This is a genomic window from Modicisalibacter radicis, from assembly GCF_900961225.1.
In the GTDB taxonomy this organism is placed as follows: Bacteria; Pseudomonadota; Gammaproteobacteria; order Pseudomonadales; family Halomonadaceae; genus Modicisalibacter.
This window is the reverse complement of the sequence record NZ_CAAHFN010000052.1, coordinates 1-24,926: the sequence shown is the minus strand read 5'-3', so window position 1 is coordinate 24,926 and position 24,926 is coordinate 1. Positions and strand designations below refer to the sequence as shown.

General features: G+C 59.9%; 20 protein-coding genes. 10 read left to right on the top strand and 10 right to left on the bottom strand.

What is annotated here, in order from left to right:
• Window positions 1-17: 17 nt before the first annotated feature.
• Window positions 18-1,628 carry an amidohydrolase gene (locus HR9077_RS04970; RefSeq protein ID WP_136065752.1) on the bottom strand — a complete coding sequence of 537 codons (1,611 nt, stop codon included), beginning with the start codon at window positions 1,626-1,628 and terminating at the stop codon, window positions 18-20.
• Window positions 1,629-1,712: 84 nt separating this feature from the next.
• On the opposite strand from HR9077_RS04970, the gene HR9077_RS04965 reads away from it, so the two are divergent.
• The 4 genes from HR9077_RS04965 to HR9077_RS04950 all read left to right on the top strand — a co-directional run bounded on the left by HR9077_RS04965 (window position 1,713) and on the right by HR9077_RS04950 (window position 6,463).
• Complete coding sequence (locus HR9077_RS04965) at window positions 1,713-2,645, top strand: LysR substrate-binding domain-containing protein (protein WP_136065750.1); 933 nt, start codon at window positions 1,713-1,715, stop codon at window positions 2,643-2,645.
• Window positions 2,646-2,752: 107 nt separating this feature from the next.
• On the top strand, window positions 2,753-4,486 hold the full coding sequence (locus HR9077_RS04960) for an amidohydrolase (protein ID WP_136065748.1): 1,734 nt from the start codon (window positions 2,753-2,755) through the stop codon (window positions 4,484-4,486).
• Between the two features lie 34 nt (window positions 4,487-4,520).
• On the top strand, window positions 4,521-6,140 hold the full coding sequence (locus HR9077_RS04955; RefSeq protein WP_136065746.1) for a 5-guanidino-2-oxopentanoate decarboxylase: 1,620 nt from the start codon (window positions 4,521-4,523) through the stop codon (window positions 6,138-6,140).
• Between the two features lie 113 nt (window positions 6,141-6,253).
• A complete protein-coding gene (locus HR9077_RS04950) occupies window positions 6,254-6,463 on the top strand; it encodes an FCD domain-containing protein (protein WP_244613043.1) in 210 nt (69 codons plus the stop codon).
• A 37-nt stretch (window positions 6,464-6,500) separates the two neighbouring features.
• Here HR9077_RS04950 and HR9077_RS04945 read toward each other — a convergent pair whose 3' ends face one another.
• From HR9077_RS04945 to HR9077_RS04925, 5 genes are all read right to left on the bottom strand, one after another.
• Window positions 6,501-7,241, bottom strand: a complete 741-nt coding sequence (locus tag HR9077_RS04945) for an SDR family NAD(P)-dependent oxidoreductase (protein ID WP_136065742.1) — start codon at window positions 7,239-7,241, stop codon at window positions 6,501-6,503.
• 59 nt (window positions 7,242-7,300) lie between these two features.
• Window positions 7,301-8,089, bottom strand: coding sequence for an SDR family NAD(P)-dependent oxidoreductase (locus tag HR9077_RS04940; RefSeq protein WP_136065740.1), 789 nt, complete (start codon window positions 8,087-8,089; stop codon window positions 7,301-7,303).
• A complete protein-coding gene (locus HR9077_RS04935; RefSeq protein WP_136065738.1) occupies window positions 8,086-9,447 on the bottom strand; it encodes an MFS transporter in 1,362 nt (453 codons plus the stop codon). Before HR9077_RS04935 ends, HR9077_RS04940 begins: the two co-directional genes overlap by 4 nt.
• 58 nt (window positions 9,448-9,505) lie before the next feature.
• Window positions 9,506-10,477 carry a polysaccharide deacetylase family protein gene (locus HR9077_RS04930; protein WP_244613041.1) on the bottom strand — a complete coding sequence of 324 codons (972 nt, stop codon included), beginning with the start codon at window positions 10,475-10,477 and terminating at the stop codon, window positions 9,506-9,508.
• A 333-nt stretch (window positions 10,478-10,810) separates the two neighbouring features.
• Window positions 10,811-11,869 (bottom strand): GntR family transcriptional regulator, encoded by a 1,059-nt coding sequence (locus HR9077_RS04925; RefSeq protein WP_210725861.1) that lies wholly within the window; start codon window positions 11,867-11,869, stop codon window positions 10,811-10,813.
• Window positions 11,870-12,201: 332 nt separating this feature from the next.
• Here HR9077_RS04925 and HR9077_RS04920 point away from each other — a divergent pair, with 332 nt between their 5' ends.
• The 5 genes from HR9077_RS04920 to HR9077_RS04900 are packed head-to-tail and all read left to right on the top strand — an operon-like array spanning window position 12,202 to window position 17,779.
• Window positions 12,202-13,722, top strand: a complete 1,521-nt coding sequence (locus HR9077_RS04920) for an NCS1 family transporter (RefSeq protein WP_244613040.1) — start codon at window positions 12,202-12,204, stop codon at window positions 13,720-13,722.
• Between the two features lie 50 nt (window positions 13,723-13,772).
• The gene (locus HR9077_RS04915) at window positions 13,773-15,128 is read left to right on the top strand and encodes an amidase family protein (RefSeq protein WP_136065734.1); all 1,356 of its coding nucleotides are present in this window, start codon (window positions 13,773-13,775) and stop codon (window positions 15,126-15,128) included.
• 36 nt (window positions 15,129-15,164) lie between these two features.
• The gene (locus tag HR9077_RS04910; RefSeq protein WP_136065732.1) at window positions 15,165-15,467 is read left to right on the top strand and encodes a hypothetical protein; all 303 of its coding nucleotides are present in this window, start codon (window positions 15,165-15,167) and stop codon (window positions 15,465-15,467) included.
• Window positions 15,468-15,519: 52 nt separating this feature from the next.
• Window positions 15,520-16,563, top strand: a complete 1,044-nt coding sequence (locus HR9077_RS04905) for a CobW family GTP-binding protein (protein WP_136065730.1) — start codon at window positions 15,520-15,522, stop codon at window positions 16,561-16,563.
• Entirely contained in the window at window positions 16,556-17,779 is a 1,224-nt protein-coding gene (locus HR9077_RS04900; protein ID WP_136065728.1) for an ABC transporter substrate-binding protein, read from the top strand. The genes HR9077_RS04905 and HR9077_RS04900 overlap by 8 nt, the downstream gene beginning before the upstream one ends.
• Before the next feature lie 70 nt (window positions 17,780-17,849).
• On the opposite strand, the gene HR9077_RS04895 is transcribed toward HR9077_RS04900, so the two are convergent.
• Window positions 17,850-18,659: a DODA-type extradiol aromatic ring-opening family dioxygenase gene (locus HR9077_RS04895; RefSeq protein WP_136065726.1), complete on the bottom strand. Its 810-nt coding sequence runs from the start codon at window positions 18,657-18,659 to the stop codon at window positions 17,850-17,852.
• Window positions 18,660-18,710: 51 nt separating this feature from the next.
• Window positions 18,711-19,193: a DoxX family protein gene (locus tag HR9077_RS04890; protein WP_136065724.1), complete on the bottom strand. Its 483-nt coding sequence runs from the start codon at window positions 19,191-19,193 to the stop codon at window positions 18,711-18,713.
• Between the two features lie 163 nt (window positions 19,194-19,356).
• On the opposite strand from HR9077_RS04890, the gene HR9077_RS04885 reads away from it, so the two are divergent.
• Window positions 19,357-20,289, top strand: coding sequence for a LysR family transcriptional regulator (locus HR9077_RS04885; protein WP_136065723.1), 933 nt, complete (start codon window positions 19,357-19,359; stop codon window positions 20,287-20,289).
• 475 nt (window positions 20,290-20,764) lie between these two features.
• Here the strand turns inward: HR9077_RS04885 and HR9077_RS04880 are convergent, their stop codons facing one another.
• A complete protein-coding gene (locus tag HR9077_RS04880) occupies window positions 20,765-22,972 on the bottom strand; it encodes a S8 family peptidase (protein WP_136065721.1) in 2,208 nt (735 codons plus the stop codon).
• Window positions 22,973-22,981: 9 nt separating this feature from the next.
• Complete coding sequence (locus tag HR9077_RS04875; RefSeq protein ID WP_244613038.1) at window positions 22,982-24,061, bottom strand: ATP-binding protein; 1,080 nt, start codon at window positions 24,059-24,061, stop codon at window positions 22,982-22,984.
• Window positions 24,062-24,926 lie beyond the last annotated feature (865 nt).

Here is a 24,926-nt window from a genome sequence, read left to right as displayed (position 1 = left end):
CTGCTGAAGAAGGAAGGTCAAGACCTCTGGAGTGCCTGCTGGCACTTGTTGGATGCTGGAATTACCCAGTCATTCTCACCGCGCGCCGTGGTGACATATTCCGGCCAGCGGAAATGGATCGGCGGTTCGTAGTCACACAATGGGGGCATCCATGTATCTCCACCTATGCCGCCACCGGTACGCTGCTCAAATTCAGCCTTCGCTTGGCGCAGCGCATCCGGCTCCTGGAAAAGATCGAGCAGCGTTAGTCCCACCGTTTTCGCCGCTGTCTCGATCATGGGGTCGATACAGGGAGCTAAACCACCCAAGGCGTTCATTACCCAGTCGGGATATGCGCCCCCATCGTCGCGGGGCGCTAACGCCGGACGTCCAATGTATAGCCGCACGGTTGGCGCATGCCAACTGTACTCGGTGTAATCGTCGGAAGTGAAGTGGGTCTGGTTGGGCGGAAGTAACTGACGCAATTCATGCTCAGCGTCTTGCGGTGTCCGCAGTGTCTCGATATCGGCCAGGAACGGTTTTTCCATGGGCGTCATTTCGAGGTTAGCCTGGATTTGGCGAGCCAGTTCGACAGCTTCTCCTTCAAATCGCGGCGGCCCGACTCGCTCGAGATTGGCGTAAGTCAGCTCAGCCAAGGCATGGTTCGGCAAACCAGGTCGCGATTTGGCAACCCAGTGACGTTCGACCCGGCAATGAGTCAGCTTGGCCACCGATTCCGCAATATGGTCGAGCCCCCTCACCACATGCTCCGCTTGCTCCACTGACGAGACACGTATGAAGTATTGAATCTGTGCCATCTGCGCTGCCAGATTGTCGGCAGTCGCTTGACCGGCGTTCAGGATCACCTCATTCATCGACCAGTTCAGACCGCTGGCCAGTACGTGCTCTCGCAGGGCTTTAGCATTGAGGTACATCTGTGTGACGGCGTCATTGGCCCCCGGGGCACGAGCACTAGCATGCGATGCTGCGATGGGCGAATGAGTGCCGCGAGTCATCCAAGTCTCGGGACTGTCACACAGGAATGTGTACATCACGCCATAGGCGGTGCCACAGTGGGTATCCCAGCGCGTGGTATTGCACAGTGGGAGCATATAGAAAGGATGAAAGCTGATGGCCGCGTCCAAGTCATCGTAATAACCGCGTGCCGCATGGATCGGCTTCGAACCTCGCACCTTCTCGGCCGGCTCGCCGAAGAATTTGAGCGTGCCGGTAATGCCCAGCTCTTTCATCAACGCCTGCATGGCCAGAAAGCCACCTAGAGACCCCATTCCCAGAGCAGAGTGCGGATCGGTATGGCCGCCAGCCCAAGGACTCAGGTCATCACGGGGACGTTTTACCACGTCAGCTGCCTGACAATTACCGGGCACCGCATCATACTCGGCGTAGCCGCCCAGTGTTGGGCCCTCACCATTGCTCCAAGTGGCACAAAAGGCTGTAGGCATGCCGCCCGAGCCCTCCTCAACCTCGAAGCCATGCTCTCGCAGCAGGTCGACATAAAAGCGAGCCGAGCGGTACTCCCGCCATGCGGTTTCGCCGTAGTGCCAAATGGTCTGGTTCCATTCGGAAAGCTTGGGCATCAGCGCATCGACGCGCTGAGTGAGAGTGTCACGTTGAGTTTGCGTGGTCATCCAGGCCCCTCTCAGGAGTGTTATTGCTTTGAAATCCACTATAGATCAAACTCAACTCATCAAAAGTCAAAAAAAATAATCTCAATGGTCAAAAAGGCTCAACAATCAGTCAATCACCTCCCCTCGCTGCAGGCCCTGCGTGCCTTCGATGCCTTGGCAAAGCTGGGCAGCCTCACCGAGGCTGCTGACTATCTCAGCCTGACCCGCAGCGCCATCAGCCATCAGCTAAAGCTGCTGGAAAGCCAGCTCAATATTCGCCTATACGAACGTAGAGGACGCGGCGTGATCTTGACCCCAGCAGGCCAGCTTTACGCCAGTGAGGTCAGGGGAGTACTGCAGAGCCTGGAACGGATCCACGCCAATCTGCCGGACCAAGAATATAATGGGCATTTGCATGTCTGCGTGCCGCCTGGCTTCGCCGCGAGCGTCATCAGTCGCTACATCAACGATTTCTACCGCGCTTACCCCACCATTCGGCTGCATTTGAGCACCAACCGTGAAGACGAAACAGTCAATCAGCCCAATTTCGATCTCTTCGTGGTATTCAGCGATGGCGTATATACTGATCAGCATGTCGAGCTGTTAGCGCAGCCGATGTATCATCCTGTGTGTAGCCCGACACTACTCAACGAACTCGATATCGCCCACCCACGCGATCTGGATCGCGCCACCCTGCTGCATCTACATGATGCTCACGACTGGCAACTCTGGCTGGCGGCCTGCGCGAACAAGAACCAGATCAAAGTGGAGTCCGGTCTTTACTTCTCGAACGTTCTGTTAGTGCTTCAGGCAGCATTATCCGGCCAAGGAATCGCCATCGGCGATGACGTGGTGTGTGGAGATAGTCTGCGTCATGGCCAGTTGGTACGCCCCTTTAGCGAGAAGATTCCCAGCGATCGCGCCTACTACCTGGTCACACCGCACAGCCGGTTGGATGACCCCAATGTGCAGGCATTCAGTGACTGGACCAAGAAGCTTCTGGGAGGTTTGCTGGGCGCTTCCGTCCCGTCCGCTTAAACGAGCAAACACGCCAAGATCGCTCACCTCAGAAGCAAGAAATTACCACCTAACGGAGCTTTGCTCTGCTTTATGGTGAATCTTGCACAACAATGGAGGTGATAGTCATGTTCGACCCCTGGCGTTCCAGCCATGTGCCCGCCCCGTGCCATGCCGACATCGTGCTACGAGGGGGCAAGATCTATACGCTCGATCCGGCACAACCCTGGGCCGAGTCATTGGCCATGGCCGGAGGTCGGCTGTGCGCGCTAGGGGACGACACTACCGTTAACGAATGGATCGGTCCTGATACGCGCGTGATCCCGTTGGATGGCCGCTTCGTCATGCCTGGCCTGCATGATATGCACACCCACCCAGACTTAGGGCTGGCCGCCAAGTATGACGATTCGCTCAAGATCGGCCTCGAAGACCCCACCCCCGCTCAGGTCAAGCAGGCTATCCTCGATTACGCCGCCCACCATCCCGGTGATGGCTGGATACATGGCGCCTATTTCGTGCGTTACACCTTTCGTCAGGCCGGCCTGACACCAGGCCGAGAGTGGCTGGATAGCTTCATGCCCGACCGCCCCGTGGCCATCCTCGACCGAATGTGGGGCACCATGATGGTCAATAGCAAAGCGCTGGCCTTGGCCGGTATCGACCGTCACACATCGGATCCGCGTAATGGTTATATGGAACGCGACCCCCTGACCCGCGAGCCCACCGGGCTGATGATCGACGGCGCCTACGCCATGATCCATGCGGCCATGCCCCCCACGCCCGTGGAGGTACTGCGCAAAGCCTATCAAGAAGGCCTGCATTTCCAGACCAGCCGCGGAGTCACTGCGACCAAGTATGTCCACGTGTGTGAACAGCGTCTGGCTGCTCTCAAGCAACTCGATGATACCGGCCAGTTGAGTCTGCGCGTAGAAGCGGCCATCAGCTGGCAGGACGACATCTTTCCAGTCAAGCGGCGCTGGGAGTTGCTCTGTGGGGAGCGTCACTATTATGCCAGTAGTCGCCTGAACGCCAACGCCGTCAAGTTCCACTTCGACGGTACCGTGGAGCCTCGTTCTTCTTTCCTGCTCACGCCCTGGGAGACCGGGGAAGACTGGCGCGGCAAAATCAATCTGACACCCGAGCATCTACGCGACATGCTGGTCGATATGGATCGCCGTGGCATACGGGTCATTGCCCATTGCACTGGTGATGGCGCTTCCGATCTATTCCTGGATGCCGTGGCAACCACTCGGCGCATCAATGGGCCCAGTGGCGTGCGCCACCAATGCGCCCACAGCACCATTCTGCACGAGGATAACCTCGTTCGCTTCGCCGAGTTGGATGTTATCGCCGAATTCTCACCGGCCGCTTGGTATCCCTCACGCTTCACCTCGGGCGCCCGTGCAGGTTATGGACCGGAGCGCCTGTCGCGCGCTTACAACCTGCGCGGTGTGTTGGACGCCGGAGGCGTGGCAGTCTTCGGTACCGACTTCCCTGTGGCATCCATCGACCCCTGGTTGGCATTGGAGACTCTCGTGACACGTCAGAACCCTTGGGAGTCTGGCGAGGAACGCTTCGGCACACCGATCAGCCTCGAAGAGGCTATCCGCGTTGCCACGATCAACGGCGCCTACGCGATGGGTCTGGAGGATGAGACCGGCTCTCTTGAAGTGGGCAAATCGGCAGACCTAATCGTGCTGGACCATAATCCATTCTCTCGTGAGGTGAGAGGTAACCTGCACCGTACAGAGGTCGAAATGAGTTTTCTTCAGGGTCAGCCAATCTATGACCGGGATCTTATATTGTCGAACGCTGGTCTGGAGGCCACCTGGCAGGGCCGCCCCCCGTCGCTTAACTCGTGAGAACGCCAAAACCGCTCGCTTTTGGAGTTATGACATGACCTGTGCAGAATTACTCATTCACCTCCTGCGCGATCGCTACCACGTCGATACACTCTTCGGTATCCCCGGTGTACATACCGTGGAGCTATACCGAGGACTCGAGGAGAGCGGCGTGCGTCACATCACGCCACGCCACGAGCAAGGCGCCGGCTTCATGGCCGACGGCTATGCCCGTGCGACCGGCAAACCCGGCGTCTGTTTGATCATCACCGGACCCGGCATGACCAACATCGCTACTGCCATGGGCCAGGCACTGGCTGACTCGGTACCCATGCTGGTTATCTCGAGCGTCAACCGTCGGGATACCCTAGGTCGCGGCCAGGGCCGTCTGCATGAGCTTGAGAGTCAGCAGGGTCTGGTGTCGGGCGTGGCACGCTTCAGCCACACCCTGCTCGATCCCGCTGGCCTGCCCGAAACCCTGGCCAGGGCCTTCGCCGTTTTTCAGGGCCAGCGTCCAGGGCCGGTGCATATCGAGATCCCCATCGATCTCTTCGATTCCCCCGTTAGCCCACCCGAGGAGTGGGCTGCACCGATGATTTACCCACCGGCACCCGACCCCGCCGGACTGGCTAAAGCGGCTCAATGGTTGCATGATGCCCAGCGTCCACTGGTGCTCCTCGGCGGCGGCTGCGTGAAAGCCCCCGAGGCGGCTAGAGAGCTGGTCACTCGCCTCGATGCGCCGACGGCGACCACTATCAACGCCAAGGGCCTACTGGGTGATGCACATCCGCTGGACCTGGGCGCCAATACGGGGCTGCCGGCCGTGCGCAGGTTGGCACATGAAGCCGATGTCATCCTTGCCATCGGCACCGAGCTTGGCGAGACCGACTACGACGTGGTCTTCGATGACGGTTTCGCACTCACCGGCCGACTGATTCGTATCGACCTGGATGCACAGCAACTGGTACGCAACCAATCGTTGTCGCTGGGCCTGATCGGCGATGCGGCGCAAGCACTGACGAGGCTCCTCGAATACTTCCCGGCCCCGCTGGACAAGAATGGCCTTGAGCGCGCCAGCATGACACGTGAAGCGCTGAACCTTGTCCGGGGCCCCGCCTTCTCCCCCTTCGTCCCTTTGTGTAACACCCTGCGCTCGGCATTGCCGAACGCCATCTGGGTGGGCGATTCCACCGCTCCAGTTTATGCTGCCAACCATTTGCTGGCGCTACCGGCCCCCCGACACTTCTTCAATTCGTCTACTGGCTACGGCACACTGGGTTACGGCCTGCCAGCAGCCCTGGGGGCCCAGATTGGCCAACCGGACCTGCCTATCATGGCCCTGGTCGGAGATGGGGGCGTCATGTTCACCCTCGCGGAATTGGCCACTGCCGTCGAATACCGGCTGCCCGTGGTGATTCTGCTCTGGCATAACCAGGGGTATGAGGAGATTCGTCGTTACATGGATGAGAATGGCGTCAAGCGCCTGGGCGTCGACATTCAAGCACCTGATTTCATCACGATAGCCCGTGGGTTCGGCTGTCAGGCCACACAGGTTAATTCACCTCCTGAGCTGGTCAAAGCACTCGAGAGCCGTCCTGCTGATGCCCCCTTTCTCATCGAGGTCGAGGCCAGGAATTGGTTCGACTGGTGTTCTGGCGACGCTCCCGTGCCCTAGCCTTACAGTTGTGGATAGTCGCTGAGCGACATGGAAGCAACGACCCTGTGGCTCGTTGCCGTCTCACCCAATGATGGTACTGTGCGATGCGCTGGTGCAACCGGCGCCAAAGAGTGAACCCCCTCAACGAGAGTATCAAGGAGGGCATGAACCTGACCCGGCGACCCTCGCTGATGGCATCGCGGGAGCGACTGAAACTGGTTCAGGATGAGCATCTGGCCATCGTCGAGGCCATCGCCGACAAGGATGCGGAGCGCGCCGAAGCCGCCATGCGCTCCCATATAGGCAACGCCCGCCATCGCATGTTCGAGGGAACTCAATAAGGCCGGTGCCGTCGGGCACCGACGCGCTCCCGAGCGACTACATCACGTCGCCGCTGTTGGGCCCCAGGGTCTGGCCAACGTAGAGATCGCCGTCCGGCGAGGCGGCCAGCATCAGCGCCGTCGGCGCGACCTCCTCGGCCTTGCCGAAACGGCCCAGCGGCAGCTCGGCCTCCTTGGCGGCGATCCATTGAGGGCTCAGGCCCTGCAGCATCGGCGTCAGGATAGGGCCGGGGGCGATGGCATTGGTCAGCACCCCGAAGGGCGCCAGCTCGTGGGCCATGGCCTTGGTCAGCCCCAGCACGCCCGCTTTCGCCGAGCAGTAGTGGGCGAGCCCGACGCCGCCCTTCAGCGCCAGCTGCGAGGCGATGTTGATGATCCGCCCACGCTTGCGCTCGACCATGTGCGGCGCGACCTGGCGGCTGACCAGGAAGACGCCCCGCAGGTTGATGCCAATCATGCGGTCGAAGGTGGCGGTGGACATCTCCAGCAAGGGGGTCTCGTCCAGAATGCCGGCGCAATTGACCAGTACGTCGATAGCCCGATGGGCCTTCAGGACTTCGCCGACCATGGCCTGCACCGCTTCCTCGTCGGCCACGTCCACGCCATGCGTCGTGACGCGAGTCCCGAGGTGATCGGCCACCTGGTGACACGCCTCTAGATTGAAGTCGGCCAGAGCGACCGTGGCACCTTCGGCATGGAAGCATTCAGCGATGGCGCGGCCGATGCCACTGCCGCCACCCACCACGAGGGCGACTTGGCCCTGGAGTTTTCGTGTCATGAGAGTATCCCGTCTATTGAGAGCCGGAGACGAGACGATGGCCTCGCCTCCCTAGTCAATCAGCTCGGCCAGCGCACGGTCAGCCCGCCATCGACGACCAGCTGCTGCCCCGTCACGTATGACGCATCGTCGCTCGTCAGAAAGCGCACCGCGCGCGCGACCTCCTCGGCGCGCCCCACCCGACCCGCCGGGATCATGTCACCCGCGGCAGCCAGGCCATCGGGCCCCAGCGAGTTGACCGGATCGAGCGATTGCGGGGTCTCGATCAGGCCGGGTATCAGGGTGTTGACGCGTATCCCGCGAGGCGCGAGCTCTACCGCCAGCGACCTCACCAGCCCCATCAGGCCGCTCTTGGCCGCCGCGTAGTGGGCGTGATCGTCCCAGCCATAGACGCCGCCCGCGATCGAGGAGATGGCGACCATCGCCCCGGGCCCGGTCATCACCCGGGAAGCCCCGCGAAAGACGCGCATCACCCCGGTCAGGTCCACCGACAGCATGTCGTTCCACGCGTCGTCCGTGAGATCCTCGAGCGATGCCTGACGCAGGATACCGGCACCGGCCACGGCGATATCCAGACGGCCGAAGTGGTCGACGGCCGCCCGCGCGAAGGCATCGCACTGCTCGCCATCACGCACGTCCAGCGCCACGGCCAGGCATTCCCCACCCGCATCACTCACCGCCGAGACGGTTTCCTCCACGTCGTGGGGGTCGCCCGGGTAGTAGCCCGCCACCACCTTGACGCCGGCCCGGGCGTAGCTGACCGCCAGGGCCTGGCCGATCCCGCTGGCCGCGCCGGAAACGATCACGACCTTGCCCGCCAGACCGTCATCTCGTGTCAACGCATTCATGCCACTGCCTCCTCGATCGCATCATGCTGGCGATGGTCCACGTGACGGGTTCCGAACATCAGAAGCCCACTCAGGATCAACGGCAGGGAACCGGCGAGGATGGCCGCCCAGGTCATGGTGACCCCCATCGTCAACAGCAGGGATACCAGCCCCGAGCCCACGATGGCTCCCACCGGCGCCATCACGTGTGCCACATTGGCACCGGTGCCGCGCACATGGGGCGGGAAGGATTCACCCATGTAGAAGAGGATGGCGGCGAACGGCCCCAGCAGGAAGAACAGCGTGACGGCATACATCAGATAGACGTAACCATCGCTGGCGGGGCCGAGCAGCATCAACAAGCTAGCGACACCGCCAAGCAGAAAGCCCATCAGCACCGTGTTGCGACGACCGATGCGATCGCCCACCCAGCCGTGGGTCAGGTAACCCACGAAGCCCACCGCGTTGGCCAGGATCAGCACGTACAACGAGCTTTCGAAACTCACGCCCTTGGCTTCTACCAGTACCGTCGTGCCCAGGACGGCGAAGACCTGAATCGCCATCCAGCTGAACAGCCAGACCAGCGACAAGGAGATGGTATGCCGACGCAGTTCCGGCACCAGTACCCCTTTCAGCCCCAGGTTATTGCCGGTATTGACCTCGACATCGTGCTCGGCGGCCAGCCTCGCCGCGCCTTCGGCATCCCCTGACTTGCGCCGCCGCTCGACCTCCTTCATCGCCGCGAATATCGGCGATTCCGGCAGCTTCAACGCCATCACGATGACGATGATCGAGGCGCAGGCCGCGACGAAGAAACTGCCGCGCCAGCCCACCACGGGCAGCAACAGCGAGGTCATCCCCGCCGCCAACAAGGCGCCGACCGGCCAGCCGCTCTGGACCAGGCTGTACATGAAGCCGCGCCCCTTGGCTTTCTTGTAGATCTCGTTGAGGTAGACGGCATTGACCACCTCCTCGGAGACCGCGAAGCCGGAAAAGGCCCGGATGATGACCAGCGAGGCCGCCCCGATGGCGATCCCCGACAACCCGGAGCTGACCGCCCCGCCGATCACCAGCAGGATCAGCGACTTCTTGCGCCCGAAGTGGTCGAGCATGGTGCCGACCACCAGTGACACGAAAAAGACCCCGATGGTCGCCCAGGTATTGACCGCCGTGGCCTTGGCCGTGCTCCAGCCGAAGTCGTCGGCAATGACGGGCAACAACGTGCCGAACAGGGTGTAGTCGTAGACCGACGCCACCCAGGCGATGAAGCAGACCAGCGAGGCATAGCCGATCTGTTTCTTGGTGATGACTCTATTCCACGGCTCGTCGGTATTGTCGCGAAGCCCTGGGGAAGAAACGCTTGAGGTTGGCTCGGTCATCGACGTCACCCTCTTTTCGATTGTCGTTGTGTGGTGATTCAAAAGCGATTCCGGGGGATTACTTCCTCGGATTGCGACTGGCGAAATCGTCGGCGATCTCGTCGAACGTGCAGAAACGCACGCCTTCATGGCTCTGCATGTGCTCGATCAGACGCTCGAGCATCATGAGCACCTGGGGGCGCCCGGAAACGTCGGGGTGGATGGTCATGGTGAAGACCGCGTAATCGTTCTCGCGGTAGACCCAGTCGAACTGGTCCTGCCACATCTCGCCGAGATGACGGGGGCTGACGAAGCCATGGCTGTTGGGGGATTTCTTGATGAACATCATCGGCGGCAGGTCGTCGAGATACCAGTTGGCGGGAATCTCGATCAAATCGGTTTCCTGGCCTCGAACCAGCGGCTTCATCCACTCCTTGGCGGGCTTGGAATAATCGATCTTGGTCCAGGAGTCGCCGACGCGCACGTAGTAGGGATGGAAGTCGTCGTGCATCAGGCTGTGGTCGTACTTGATGCCACGCTCGAGCAGAAGCTCGTTGGTCACCGGGCTGAATTCCCACCAGGGCGCCACGTAGCCGGTGGGCCGCCTGCCGGACAGGTTGGTCACCAGCTCGATGTTGTAGTCGAGCACGTCGCGTTCCTGTTCGCGGGTCATGGCGATGGGGTTTTCATGGCTATAGCCGTGAACGCCCACCTCGTGCCCGGCATCGACGACGGCCTTCATCTGCTCCGGAAAGGTCTCGATGCTGTGGCCGGGGATGAACCAGGTCGTCTTGAGGTCATAGCGCTCGAACAGCTTGAGCAGGCGTGGCGCACCGACTTCACCGGCGAACAGGCCGCGGGAAATATCGTCGGGCGAATCCTCGCCACCATAGGAACCGAGCCAGCCGGCCACGGCATCAACGTCGACACCGAATGCGCAGAGGATCTCTTTCTTGGCCATCTTGAACACCTCGTTGTTGAGTCTTGGAGGGGGTGTGCTGGTATAGACGACAGCCGTCAGGGCCGCCGACTGATTGAAGATTGGATACATAGGTCATTCTTGTCAAGACGGTCCTATTGCACACCCCTTCGCTTTTCTTGCTCGGAAGGCCTGCTATTTTAGATAAAAACACTGAATTAACTGGAACAACCAGGATAAAGAGCCGATATATAGGCGAAAGCGCGGGCAGAAAGCGACCAACGAAGCGATCTTGCGCTCGACCTCGACCAGGAACGAGCAGTGTCAATTCGCCTGATGGAGAGTCATTTCCTTAACAATGAACATAAAAGTCATTTTTACACTTGCGACAGGCGACAACGACGTGACGCCCCGTCGCTCAGGGACGCACAGGAGAGAAACGGAAACGGAGAAGCGGGGAGAGGCTCAGGTGATCTTGAGCAGGTAGGGAGGCAGGCTGGGCTCGGGGAAGACCGACAGCACCTTCAGCCTGCGACGGGAGCGCTCGGCCGCTGCCTGAAGATGCGATTGCAGGCTGGAAGCCGCCGCGTCGAAGGCGCCGAACAGCAGATGGTCCAGGACCAGCTTGTGCTCCATCAGCAGCGGCTCGTCCGGCGGCACGCCCAGCGTCTGGAAGAAGATGCGATTGACGATGACCGGAAGCTGGCTCTGGCCGATCATCTCGCGGGCCTTGCGATTGGGGTAGAGGCGCAGGCAGCGCTGATGCAGATCCTGCTCCAGCCGGGTGATGGCGGCAGCGTTCTGGAGATCCGGATGATCGATCAAGCGCTGAACCGCCTCCCGCATCGCTTCCAGCTCGGCGCGATCCAGAAGGGGCCCGGAGACCTTGAGCGCCGCCGGCTCCAGCAACACGCGGATTTCATAGTCCTCGGCCACCGCCTGGGCCGTCAACGGGCCGGCCAGCCAATGCGAATGCCGATTCTTCTCGATCAGCCGCTGGTTGCGCAGCCGCCCCAGCACCTCCCTGGCCACGGTACGACTGACCCCGTGATAGTCGCTCAGCACGGTCTCGATGATGCGAAAATGACCAAAGGCCAGGCAGGTTGCCACGGCCTCCTCGACATGGGCATAAATGCGATCGGCGGCCGACCGGGTATCCACGGCAGGCCGTTCGTCGGCGCCCAGCCCCAGCATTTCGGGCGTCAGGGGGTCGCGTATCGGCTTCACCGACTCGGGATCCGGGGTCGCCAGGAAGCCCCGCCCCTCGAAACGACTGATCACCCCCTGCTCGTGCAATAGCTCCAGCGCCTTGCGAACCGGGCCGCGACTGGTACCAAAAAGCCGGGCGATAGGCCCTTCGAGCAGAATTTGATTGGAAGGCAGGCGCCGCGCCTGGATGGCCTCGCGCAACGCCTCCTGGATCATGACATAGCGAGGCGCACGCCCCTCCGGCTGCCTGTTCGAACTGTCTGCAGTGGCCAGCACCCACTCCTCCCTGAAGTCATCGACTCGCACCTCACGCACGCCTGGCTCGGCTCGTTCAGCGCATGACGCCCCATCACGGGGCGCCGGCCCATTTTGACACTTCCCCCCATGCCTTTCGAGATCAAGAAAAACGACCAATGAGACCAGGTGCCATTTTCCCACACAACTCATATTCGCGGGAAAATAAAAAACAATTACCAAACAGGTGATTACAAAAAAACCTGGAGCCAGCCTTGCGCAACCGGCTCGCCAACTCTTGGCAAAAAATGATCTTTGTATTCATACTGCAATTGCCGAACGGCATGCTCGGAGCCTTGCCACCGAATGATGCCGGCCTACAACAAACACACAACACCTCGAGGAACGCGGCAGTGGCCCATCAACAACGCATCCACGACCCCAGCAACCCCATCGAAGGCGGCAGCGCTCGGCAACATCTGCTCGAAGCCGCCATCCTGCCCGTCTGGCTCAACCAGCGAACCATCGGTTTCTTCGGCTTCATCTGGCTGTGGATCGGCATGGCCGTGATCATCGCGACTTTCCAGCTTGGCGCCGGTGGCGTCGCCGGCCTGCCGCTACTCCACGTCGTGGCCATCATCTTCTTCGCCAACCTCGTGCTCGGCGTCGTCATGAGCCTCACGGCGGATATCGGCACCGAGCATGGCCTCTCCTTCGCCGTCTACCTGCGTGCCCCTTTCGGGATCAAGGGCACCCACCTGCCCGCGGTGTCGCGCGGCATCGTCGCCGCCATCTGGTTCGGCGTGCAGACCTACCTCGGCGCGCTGGCCCTCAACGGCATCGTCGAGTACCTCTGGGGGTTCGATAACTGGATCCTGTGGTACGCGCTGTTCGCCGTCGTGCAGATCGCCAACACCGCGCTCGGCATTCGCGCCGTGGAGCTGCTGGCCTCCATAGCGGCGCCCTGCATCGTGGCCATCTCGGTGTGGATGTATTTCACCCTCGACGTGCTGGCCGAGACCCAGGGCATCAACATCTGGACCTTCGTCGGCGACCAGGATGTCGCCGCCCTGGGGCTGTTCTTCGCCAACATGGCCTTCTGGTCGGCGCTGGCCGTGGACATCCCCAACCTGACGCGCTTTCTGCGCGCGCCCGGTGGCGAGCGCAACTTCTTCGCCCGCAACCGTAACGTGTTCGTGGCGCAGTTCCTGGCGCTGCCCGCCACGCAAGCCTGGATCGCCCTGATCGGCGGGGTTTCCTTCATCGCCGCGGGCGACTGGAACCCGGTCACGGTCATTCAGGGGCAAGGCGGCGGCCTGACCCTGATCGCGCTGCTGCTGATGGTGATCCTCGCCCAGTGGTCCACCAACAACGCGGCCAACCTGATTCCCGCCGCGCTCACCTTCGTCAACGCCGGGGCACCACGCGTCAGCTATCCGGTCGCGCTGGTCATCGCCGGGGTGATCGGCACCGCCTCCATGCCCTGGCTGATCCTCGACCACCTGTTCACCTTCCTCAGCTACTACGGCGCCATACTCTCGGCCGTCGGCGGCATCATGGTGGCGGACTATTACCTCCTGCGACGCCGGCGCCTCAACGTGCCGGCACTCTTCGATGCCCAGGGCCAATTCCGCTTCGCCAACGGCTTCAATCCGGCCGGCCTCATCGCCTGGGTGGCGGGCGGCGCCATGGCGCTGGTGTTTCTCGAGTACGCTTATGCCGTCGGCTTCGTCACGGCACTCGTGGTGTACTTGGTACTGATGAAGGGCTGGATCCTCCGCCGCTACCCTCAGGAAGAGCTGGCCTCCGGTTTCGATGACCGCTTCCTGGCGACGTCGGTGGGGCGCAACTGGGTCTATACCGAGCAGGGACGCTTCGAGCGCCTGCGTACCGACGACATTCCTGCCTCGGCGCTCAAGCGCGAGGATCGCTGAACGTCAGCGGGCGTCGCCTGGGTGACGCCCGCACAATCGGGAGACAACCCATGGATTCCTTATCCCGCACCGCGCTGGCCATCGGCCAGGCCATCCAGGACGGCGACATCGACCCGGTGGCGTTGGCGCAGCACTGTCTGGACCAGGCCGGTGCCAGCGACGCGGTGTTCATCTCACTGACGCCGGATCGCGCCCTGGCGGAAGCCGAGGCGGCCGCCCGCCGCCGCCAGCTCGGCATCCCGCTGAGCCCCCTCGACGGCGTCCCGCTGGCCTGGAAGGACCTGTTCGACATCACCGGGACGCTGACCACCGCCGGCAGCCGGGTGCTCGCCAAGGCGCCCGCCAGCCACGACGCCACGGCGGTCCGCCATGCCACGGGGAGCGGCATGGTGTGTATCGGCAAGACCAACCTGACCGAGCTGGCTTACTCCGGCCTGGGCCTGAACCCGCATTACGGGACCCCTCACCACACGCCGGCGAGGTCGGAGCCCCGGGTTCCCGGCGGCTCGAGTTCGGGCTCGGCGGTCGCCGTGGCCAAGGGCATCGTCCCGGCCGCCATCGGGACCGATACCGCGGGGTCGCTGCGCATCCCCGCCGCCTTCAACGGCCTGGTTGCCTACCGCCCCTCCCGGGCCCGCCACGACCGCCTGGGCGTCACGCCCCTCGCCGAGAGTCTCGACACCATCGGCGCGATCGCGACCTCCCTGCCGGACTGCCTGGCCATCGACGACCTCCTGCGCGGCAAGACGCTACAGCCCCGGGAGCCGGCTGATCCCGGGCATACGGTGATCGTGCTCGACACGACCTGCCTCGACGACGAGCGCCTCGCACCGGGCGTGCGACAGAACCTGGAAAACAGCGCCGAGCGGCTGGCCCGGGCCGGCTTTCGGGTGATCAGGCGCCCCATTGCCAGCGTCGGCGACACCCTGGGCCTCATCCAGCGCCACGGCTGGCTGGGCGCCGCGGAAGCCTATACCGAGTACCGGGACCTCCTGGAGCGCGACGAGGCCGAGCGCATGGACCCTCGCGTGCGGCAGCGACTGCTGGCCGCGCGAAGCATGACGCCGAATAGCGTCGTGACCCTGTATCGCCAGCGTCGGGCGCTCCAGGCTCGCCTTCATCAGGAACTGGCGGGGGCGATTCTGCTGACCCCGACCGTGGCGCACGTCGCCCCTGTCCTGGCGCCACTGGAAGCGGACCCCGAGCGCTTTGCGGAGGTCAATCTCGCCACGCTGCGTCTCAGCATGGTGGCCAGCCTGCTCGACTCCCCGGCGATCGCGATGCCGAGCGGGCTCGACGAGCAAGGCCAACACACCAGCCTCCAGTTCAGCGCCCCCCGCGGCGAGGACGAGTCATTATTGCGGGCGGCACTGGCCATCGATGGATGCCTGAGCAACGACCGGTAAGCCGGCAGTAACTCCACCCACCTTCAAGGAGATCCCATGTGCGGACTTTGTGGCGCCCTCGGCGGCGACAATCACTGGAGCACGCATATCGAAGACCCGGAGCAGGCCCATCACGAGCGTCGTCGGGCCCGCGCCTACCGCGCCCGATTGATCAATCGCGTGCTCGGCCCGCAGCGTCTGGCGATCGAGGACTTCCAGGCGTCGAGCTTCGTGCTGGCCACCGCCACCGGCAAGCGGGAGATCGTCGAGGACCTGGGCGGCGTCTGGCGCCAGGCCGAGCAACTGAGCGGGCGCGAGCTCGATCCCCTGGATGCGGCATTCCTGGCCTCCCTGGGCTGACGGCCCAGTGTCTGCCAAGGGCGGCTAACCTCCCCCGGCGAGGAGATTCTCGATGAGCGACACGACTGCGTTGCTACCGGTGCATGTGATTTCGGGCTTTCTGGGCAGCGGCAAGACCACGCTGCTGAAGTCGGTGCTGGACAGCGAGGCCTTCGGCGACAGCGCCGTGCTGATCAACGAGTTCGGCGACGTGGGCCTCGACGACCGGCTGCTCGGCGAGATCGCCGAGGATGCGGTGCTGCTTGCCAGCGGCTGCGTCTGCTGCACGATCCGCGGCGAGCTGTCGGACGCCCTGCGGCGCTTGCTGTCACAACGGCAGAACGGCGAGATTCCCGCGTTCCAGCGAATCGTGCTGGAAACCACCGGGCTGGCGGATCCCGGCCCGATCGCCTCCACCATTACCGCCGACCCCGTGCTGCGCCACCATCTTCGCCCGGGGACCAACCTCACGCTGGTCGATGCCGTCAACGCCATCGACAGCCGCCAGCACCATCCCGTGTGGGAAGCGCAGGTCGCGGTGGCCGACAAGCTGGTCATCAGCAAGACCGACCTGGTCGACACGGCGCGAATCGAGCGCGTCCATGACCTGCTGAACGCCATCAACCCCGCGGCACAGCGGCTGGGCCGCGAGGCCCTGGACCAGCCCAGCGACACGCTGTTCGCCAGCGGCCCCCATCTCGAGCGCTTCACCCGCGCCCGGGTCAAGACATGGCTCGGCCCCTGGCGCGAACCGGCGGGCCCCGAGACGCACGGCCACCTGGGCGACGTGCACTCGTTCCGCCTGGCCTTCGACGGCGAGCTGGACTGGACATGCTTCGGCCTGTGGCTCTCGATGCTGCTCAATCGCCACGGCAACGACATCATGCGGGTCAAGGGGGTGCTGCACGTCAGGGACGACCACCGGCCGGTCGTCCTGCACGGCGTACAGCACACCATCCATCCCCCCGAGCATGTCGAAGCCTGGCCCGACGACGACCGCCGTTCGGAGCTCATCTTCATCACGCGTGGCATCACGGCCAGGCGCGTGGCAGACTCGTTGGTTGCCTTCATGAGCGCTGTGAGCGACCACCCTTGCCCCAGGATTTCCCATGCCTAATGCCGTCCCCTCATCCGATTCGGGCGGGCCTTACGTCCAGCGCGGCCCGGTCAACCTGCGCGTGCTGGGCACCTCGGTCACGCTGCTGGAGAGCATTCGCCGGCAAGCGCGAGCCGACCTGGGCATTCGGCTGACGTTCGACGTGCTCGACGGCGTCGCCGCGCAACGGGCCGGCGTGCTGGCCCCGGACAGCTTCGACATCTACGACCAGTGGTTCCACAACGTGGATTTCGTGTGGCCGGCCAACGCCATCCAGCCCATCGACATCGCGCGCATCGACAACTGGGACAAGATCAACGCCCTGCCGAAGACCGGGCGCCTGACGCCCCACGCGCCGCTGGGTGCCGGCAGCAACCCCGTCGACCGTCTCTACATCCAGCCCGATGGCAGTTGCGGTTCCCGGCCCAGCGGCCACATCACCATGCTGCCGGTCAGCCATAACGCGGACAGCTTCGGCTATCGCCTGGACATGCTGCCGGACGGGCTGAGTCGCGATCAGGAGAGCTGGGCCTGGCTGCTGGACAAGCGCTGGCGGGGCATGGTCAGCCTGCAGAACGACAGCGCCATCGGCGCGATCGACGCGGCGATGGCCGCCCAGGCGGCGGGGCTGGTCGAGTTCAAGGATCTTGGCGACCTCAGCGTGGGAGAGATCGACAGCCTCATCGACTGCCTGATCACCCTCAAGCGCCAACAGCACTTCCGGACGTTCTGGAGCAACCAGGACCAGGCCTCCTCGGACATGGCACGCGGCCGGGTCGGCATCGAGAGCCTCTGGTCACCCGCCATGACCAACCTCAAGAAGCGCCACATCAAGGTTCGCATGGCCTCGCCCATGGAAGGCTACCGCGCCTGGTACGGTGGCATGTCGATCTCGCGCCACGCCAAGGGCCGCACGCTCGATGCCGCCTATGACTACCTCAACTGGTGGATTTCCGGCTGGCCCGGTGCCGTCATGGCCCGCCAGGGCTACTACATTTCCACCCCGGAACTGACCCGCCCCCACCTGTCGCCCGCCGAATGGGACTACTGGTACGCGGGCAAGCCCGCCGCCGAGGACCTTGCCGACCCTTCCGGCGCCAGCGGCTTGATTCACCGGGGCGAGATCCGCGATGGCGGAGACTACCTGACGCGCATGAGCCGTATCGCCGTGTGGAACACGGTCATGGACGAGCACAACTACCTGGTCCGGCGCTGGAACGACTTCATGTCGGCATAAGGCATCGAAGAGCCGGGGCACATAAAAACGACGGCGCCATGCGGGACCTCGTGCAGCAGGTGGTTTATCTTCACGCGGGCACCTTCCAATGAAACATCCCCGCCTTCTTCCCGAGGATCGTGGCGACGATGGATGGCTCGCTGGGTCTGCCCGCCAGGCCGTAGCACACATGAAGCGGCATCAGATGCTCCTCCCGGGGATGGCAGAAACGGGCGTGGGGAGCGCGGTCCCAATGGATCAAGCGCTCGGCCCGCACCGATTCCTCGATTCGCGTGTCGGTACAGGTCGCCTCGAGCCAGTCCTCGAAGGCCTGGTTGCGCGCCTCGGTGGCCGGACTGCTGGGCGCGAAGAACGCCGCCATGTTATGGAAGGAGAAACCGGACCCGATCACCAGCAGATCGTCGACGTCCAGCGCCTGCAGCGCCCTGCCGATGGCCAGGTGCGTCGCGGCATCCAGGCTGTCGACCAGCGACAGCTGCACGCAGGGTATGTCCGCCGCCGGGTACATCAGCTTGAGGGGCACGAACAGCCCATGGTCGAAGCCCCGCCGGTCATCGAGCCGTGCCGATATTCCGGCCTGCTCCAGCGCCTGGTGGACCTGCCGCGCCAGCGCCGGTTCGCCGGGGCAGGGATACTCGATCTCGTAGGACTCGGGCGGGAAACCGTAGTAGTCGTAGATCAGCCCCGGGTTGGCCCCCGAGGTAATGGTCGGCAGCGACTCCTCCCAATGGGCGCTGACGACCAGGATGGCGGCGGGCTTGCGCAGCCGGCCCGCGATCTCGGTGAGCCGCTCCACCATTTCACGGTGGTCCGGGTCGCCCAGCAACGGCAGCGGCCCGCCGCCATGGGAAATAAAAAGCACATCGGTGGTGGTGCTCATGGCTACGGTTCCTCCCGTCACGCTCCACGGCCGTGACGTCATCGGTTAATTTCAGATCGCGCCGGGCCCGGCCGGCACGACTCCGGCATCCGCGAAGCGCGCCATCAGCAAGCCATCCAGGGAGAACCGGCCCGCGCCCTGGATTGCCAGGGCCAGCGTGATCACGAACAGGCTCAGGGCGTACTCGAAGCCGTTGTTGGCGATGAACAGGCCATTGCCGACATGCACGGAGAAAATGGCCACCAGCATCGCGAAGGCCACCACCAGCGCCGCCGGGCGAGTCAGCAGGCCCAGTACCAGCGCCAGCCCGCCGAAGAACTCGGCACCGCCGGCCATCAACGCCATCAGTTGGCCCGGTTCCAGACCGATGCTCGCCATCCACTGCCCTGTCCCTTCCAGCCCATAGCCACCGAACCAGCCAAACAGCTTCTGAGAACCGTGAGCGGCCAGGATCAGCCCCACCGGCACCCGCAGGACCAGGGCGGCGATACCGCCTCGCGAGTGGAACAGGGTCCGTACGAATTGCGTGTTCATGAGCGTCACCTCGCCTCTTGCGCTGTCGTCGTGTCCCGAGGGCCCTTCCCCCGAGCGATGACGCCACTCTACTGTCACCGAAAAAGCAGAATAAGATGACGGTCATTGGCTTTTTAACAACGCTTTGTTGATAATCTGGACACCCCTGCCCCCGGAGTGAGCGATGGACCGTATCGATGCCATGCGCGCCTTCGTCACCGTGGTCGGCGAAGGCAGCTTTACCCACGCCGCCGAGCGACTGGAAACGTCCCCCCAGCTCGTCAGCAAGTACGTTTCGCGACTCGAGCAGCACCTGGGGGTGCGCCTGCTCAACCGCACCACTCGCAAGATCCACCTGACCGAAGCTGGCAGGCACTATCACCAGCGCGCGCAGCAGGTACTCAACGACATCGACGACATGGAGCATCAGCTCGACGACCTGCACACCCAGGCCCGGGGCCTGCTGCGGATCAGTGCCCCGGTGTCCTTCGCCACCCGCCACCTGGCACCGCTACTGGGCGACTTTCAACGCGCCCACCCCGGCGTCGGCATCGACCTCCAGTTGAACGATCGCAAGGTCGACATCGTCGAAGAGGGCTTCGACATCGCCCTGCGGATCGGCCACCTGAAGAGCTCCTCGCTGATCGCCAAGCGGATCGCCCCGGTACGCGTGGTGTTCTGCGCCTCGCCCGGGTACCTGCAACAGCACGGCACCCCCCACCAACCGGAAGATCTCAAGGCACATCGCTATCTGCACTACAGCTACATGGAGCCGGACACCGGCGAGTCGGCCTTCCGGGGATTGCCAGGTCGTGGCCAACACAGTGACGGCGGCCTGGTCAGCAATAACGGCGATGTGCTGGTCGAGGCGGCCATCGCCGGTGCCGGCATCGTCCTGCAGCCCACCTTCATCTCGGGCGCCGCGATCGAGTCAGGAAAACTGCGGATCGTCCTGCCACGGCATGAGCCCGAGCCAATGTCGCTCTATGCGGTGTATGCCCATCGCCAGCTGCTGGCGAGCAAGGTGCGGTGCTTCGTCGACTTCCTGGAGGGCTATTTCGGCGATCCCCCCTACTGGGATCGCTTTGGCCAGGCGTTTGACCCCGAGCAGTCGTGACCCTGATCGTCATGAAAGCGTTCTGGTTCGTCTTGCATCGGGCAAGGCGTCTTCGCGTTCATCGCGCGATACGCAACCCAAGCGTGGAAACTTTCTCGACACAAGGGTAAAGCGGAAGAAAAAGGCAGGGAAATGAACCGAGAGCGATTGATTTATGGTGGGCCCAGCAGGACTCGAACCTGCGACCCGGGGATTATGAGTTCGCTTTTAAATCAATATGTTACTGATATTCAAGGAAAAGCAACCGTAATCGAGCGAAAGGTACAGTTCTTTAGAATCAGTAGTTTAGCGAATATTAAGAATAGCACACGAAGCTGGTGTGTGTACCGCGGATGTACCGTTGTCAGCTCCGTATTTTGGTACAACTCAGAACTCCTTTCACAAAATCCAGAAAATTAATCACGATTTCACTAATCATGACACCTCATAATATAATGGCGCCAAACTGGCGCCATTAATAAATCACAAACAAGTTTTATACTCCAACCTCAACATCAGATACTATTCTTGGCTCAATTTCAGAAAGAACTTCCGAATATGCATCAAGTATATCAGAGAAGATCTCTTTGTGTTTTGGAGCCTCTAACGTGACAACAAAAGCATACTTTATAACTTCAGCACTTTTTGCACTCACTTCCGCCCCTGAGTCTCTCGCCATATAATGTATTTCGAAAGCTGGCTCGTCCAACTTATTTCCATTTTTTCTCTTTTCCGCATGTAAAACTGTTTCCCATTTTGCTGCATCTCTCCTCAGCTCGGCTTCAGTAGCCTTTTTTACTTGTTGAAAAAAAGACTCTTTATTTTTTCCTTTCTTAGGTATCCATGAAATCTCAACGCCCGCCTTTGTGTACATAGACGTATCTTGTGGGTCCACATGCGTTGAAAAACAACAAGTGGCACTTATTTTAACCATGCCGCTCACCCCCATTTTCGGAAGCGGGACAGGAACTTTCAAATATTTTCCAGGAAGCAGCTCTCCCTGATAAAGTATTTTAGCCACGCCTTCTGGAGATTCGATTAAAGCACCAACATCATCTAAAACCATACCCCAGCCAATTTGGTACTGAGATTGAGCATTCCTTTTTGCCGAGTTAATCAAAAGTGCCTTTATTGCAAGAGGAGTCACATTATCTCCAAATAAAGCACGAATACCAACGGCTTTACGAAGAAGATAAGGGGAGGAAAAACTTGTACCCTGCTGAGGTACAATCATTGAATCTCCTTCACCATTCAGCACATGAAAGTACTGATGATGCGAGCCCCCAAAAGCTAACAAATCTGGTTTTACTCTGCCGGGAGCCCGTCCAGGTCCAGATGCGCTATAAATAGCTTTATTCCAATTTTCGTCAACTCTATCAGATGCTCCAACAGCAACTGCATTTACACTATCGGAAGGAACCTGCACTCGATTCAACCCCAATGCACTATCGCTTTCACCATTATTTCCAGCGGCGACCGTTAAAAATGTCTGTCCGTCAGAAAGATAAGAGTCTAAAAGTGTAGTCCATGGATGTATTTCATCATCGTCAATTGGCAAGTCAGGCCCAAGACTGATGTTAATAAACTCATACTGACGAGAAATAAGAACATCTTCGATATGCGTTAGAGTTCTATAAAGCTCAAGAGGATCTTCTCCACAAATATCATGATCTAATACCCTATAGTGATCAACAAATGTGTAAGGGCGAGGAGCCTCCTCATCTGGACTCAAGGGGCCGAACAGAAAGGCTGACGTTACACCAAGCCCATGCTCAACCCCTCCTGGGTAATCGTTCGAACTCGGATCAGACAGCTTGTATTCATTCAACCAAGGGACTAAAGAATGAGATTCTGGTAGGCCTCCATCCAATATAGCTACACGTATATCAGATGCTAGGGGTGGTGCTGAAGGCAGCTTGGCCCTTGATGAACCTGGCAAGGAGCGGACTAGTGGCCTAAATGATCGCAGTGGCGCCATTGGTCGAACTACTCTAACAAAAGAATGCCGAGCAAGCTCTACGGCCAGTTCTGAATCTCCAATTACCGGTACAAACCATAGATTCGAGACTTCGATGGAAATATCATCTCTCACTTCAAACCCATGGCTTTCCGCATGAGAGATAAACGACTGCTTTATGAAGTCTGTAGACCCACCAGGAATTAGGTGCACTCCCACTTCAAAATACCCTGGCTTTGAAGCGGGGTTATCCTTTATTTTTGAGCTTTCGGAAATGCTCTCAAAGCTCCACACCTTCATTAAGTCATCGATTGCATAATAGTCTTTATCAACCCCGCGAAGCTTTCTCCCAAATTCAGCAAACTTATCAAGTTTCCCTGCAATGAATATAGTCGTGGATGGTGAAGGTTTTGGAGCCCCCTTTCTCATCCACTTATCGGGCTTAACCTCTGCAGCTTTGCTCCCAATAGGCCTAACCCCCATGTCCCGAATAAGCTGCTTAGGAAAATGTCCTTTTGCAATGAATGACGGGTGCAGTGTCATTTTCGCTACGCCATACCCTCTAGGGCACAGCTTTTCGTCAAGATCAGATAGCTCCCTATTAACTCTTTCGAGCTGCGGAGCTAACCTCTCTACGACTTCCTCAACTGTATATAGATCCCTACTCTGTGGGTTCATTTTTGGCGGAGGGGTTATTTTCGCCAGCTCCTCAGCTTTTCCGATAAGATAATTAGTTTTTTTTGCCATCGTAGCCCCTTACGCACAAGACTGTTCTAATTTTTTACGTATAGTATCTCGACTAACGCCGAGAAGTTTAGCAGCTTTCTGTTTCGGGAAAGAGAAATCTGACACTAGCTTTACTGCAAACGAAATTCTTTCTTGTCGAGACATCTCGCTCACACTTGGAGACAAATAATGAACACAATTCTTCTCAAACTCTTTAGGACTTATCAGTTTTAGCTTCCTAAGTTTGTTTACAGTTCTTTTGATATTACTATAGGACTCGCCCTTCTGACTATCAACAAGAAGATCTACTATATTAGAAAAGCTCTCAATATCGTCACCTAAAAACTCGACAACGGCCCTCCTAACATTCTCTTCACTTGGCAGCTCAAAACCAATATCCAAGTCAAACCTTCTCCAAAGAGCGGGATCTACAAGCTCTGGGTGGTTTGTAGCTGCAATTAAAACACCCTGATGTGGCCAATCCTCAATTTCTTGAAGCAAAACATTGACTAGGCGTTTTATCTCACCAACATCTGACTCATCGCTTCTTTTTTTAGCGATAGCGTCTATTTCATCAAGAAATAACACACAGGGGTGGCTTTTAGCATAATCAAGTACTGACCTTAGATTACTTCCAGTCCTTCCCAGCAAACTGCTCATAACAGCAGTGAGGTCCAATATATACAGAGGCAAATCAAGCTCACGGGCAAGCCAATGAGCAGTCATCGTTTTCCCGACACCCGGTGGCCCCTGAAAAATTATAGAACTGGTAGGATAAAGCCCATTCTTTTCCAACTCTTCAGAGCATTTCCGCTCCATCACAATTTGCTGAAGAAGAACTTTTACAGAGTTATCAAGTAACGGAGCAGATTCATTTTTACTTTGGAAGTCACGAAGCAGGGAAAGCCCCTCTCCTTGATAGAAGCTTTCTTCTTTAGAATTTGTTTTCCGCAATACACCATTTGATCTTGCTGGCTCTGACTTCAAAAGGTTCTCTAGTTTAGAAGCATATGCAGGATCTTCTTTTCGCATTTTGCGAATTAATTTAGCCAGATAAAGCCTCACGTCGGAGGTCTTACCCTCAAGCGCAAGCCTTGCGACTTCAAGCATCTCATTCGACAGCTCCACGCCCTCGCCCTCTACAAAGTGACTAACAAACAAAATCAAAGGAAATTCTAGCCACAATATAAAAAAAAGTCAATAAAAACATTGAGAAAGGATGTAAAATATGTGCCTAGGCAGCGCCATCTATTTGAATAATGGACACATCTACCCGTATCTGCTATCTAAACGAAGCCTTCGCGGCAGCCTTGTCGTGGGCGGCAGGTTCAACCTGGAAGGCTCAATGGAGGCGATCCGCAGCTCGGTGCCCTTAACGAAGATCACCATGGGAAATGCAACCGGATATCCTCATTCTGGCCATATGCCGGAAACTGTAGTTCGGCCTCTCTGCCGAGATGCCACCAAGGAAGATAATAAATTTTACTTAAATGCCCGGATGGGCTGCTGAAATTTCTAGGGGATGAAAGTTTCTACCGTTATGTTGTAACAACAGTTTGTCTGCAAAGACTAACCTATCGTTCATCTTGGTGATCCTGCTTCCTTCTCTTCTCTGTCCCCTGACGCGATTGAGCACGCTGTAGCTGCCCCGCTACCTTCTCCTGGAGTTCGTGTCGCTCTGTCTTCATCGGCGGCGCGGAGCTCACACAAGCCGCGATACGCTTGGCAAGCTCCTGTTCCTCGGGGACGCAGCCCTGGGCCATGTCCTTGGCCGTCATCAGCCAGGCCTTGCGGACATAGGTCTGGCGCTCCTTGATACGATCTTCCCAGTGGCGCGGCTTCGGTGCTTGTCAACGCCATTGAAGGCTGTCCGGATTTCATCACTTCAGATTGTCCGGTTTTTATCAGTGCTCTTTCATCGGAACAGGTTCAGGGTCGTGTGAGGGCTCGTCCTCCTTCGTGGCAGGTGTAGTCA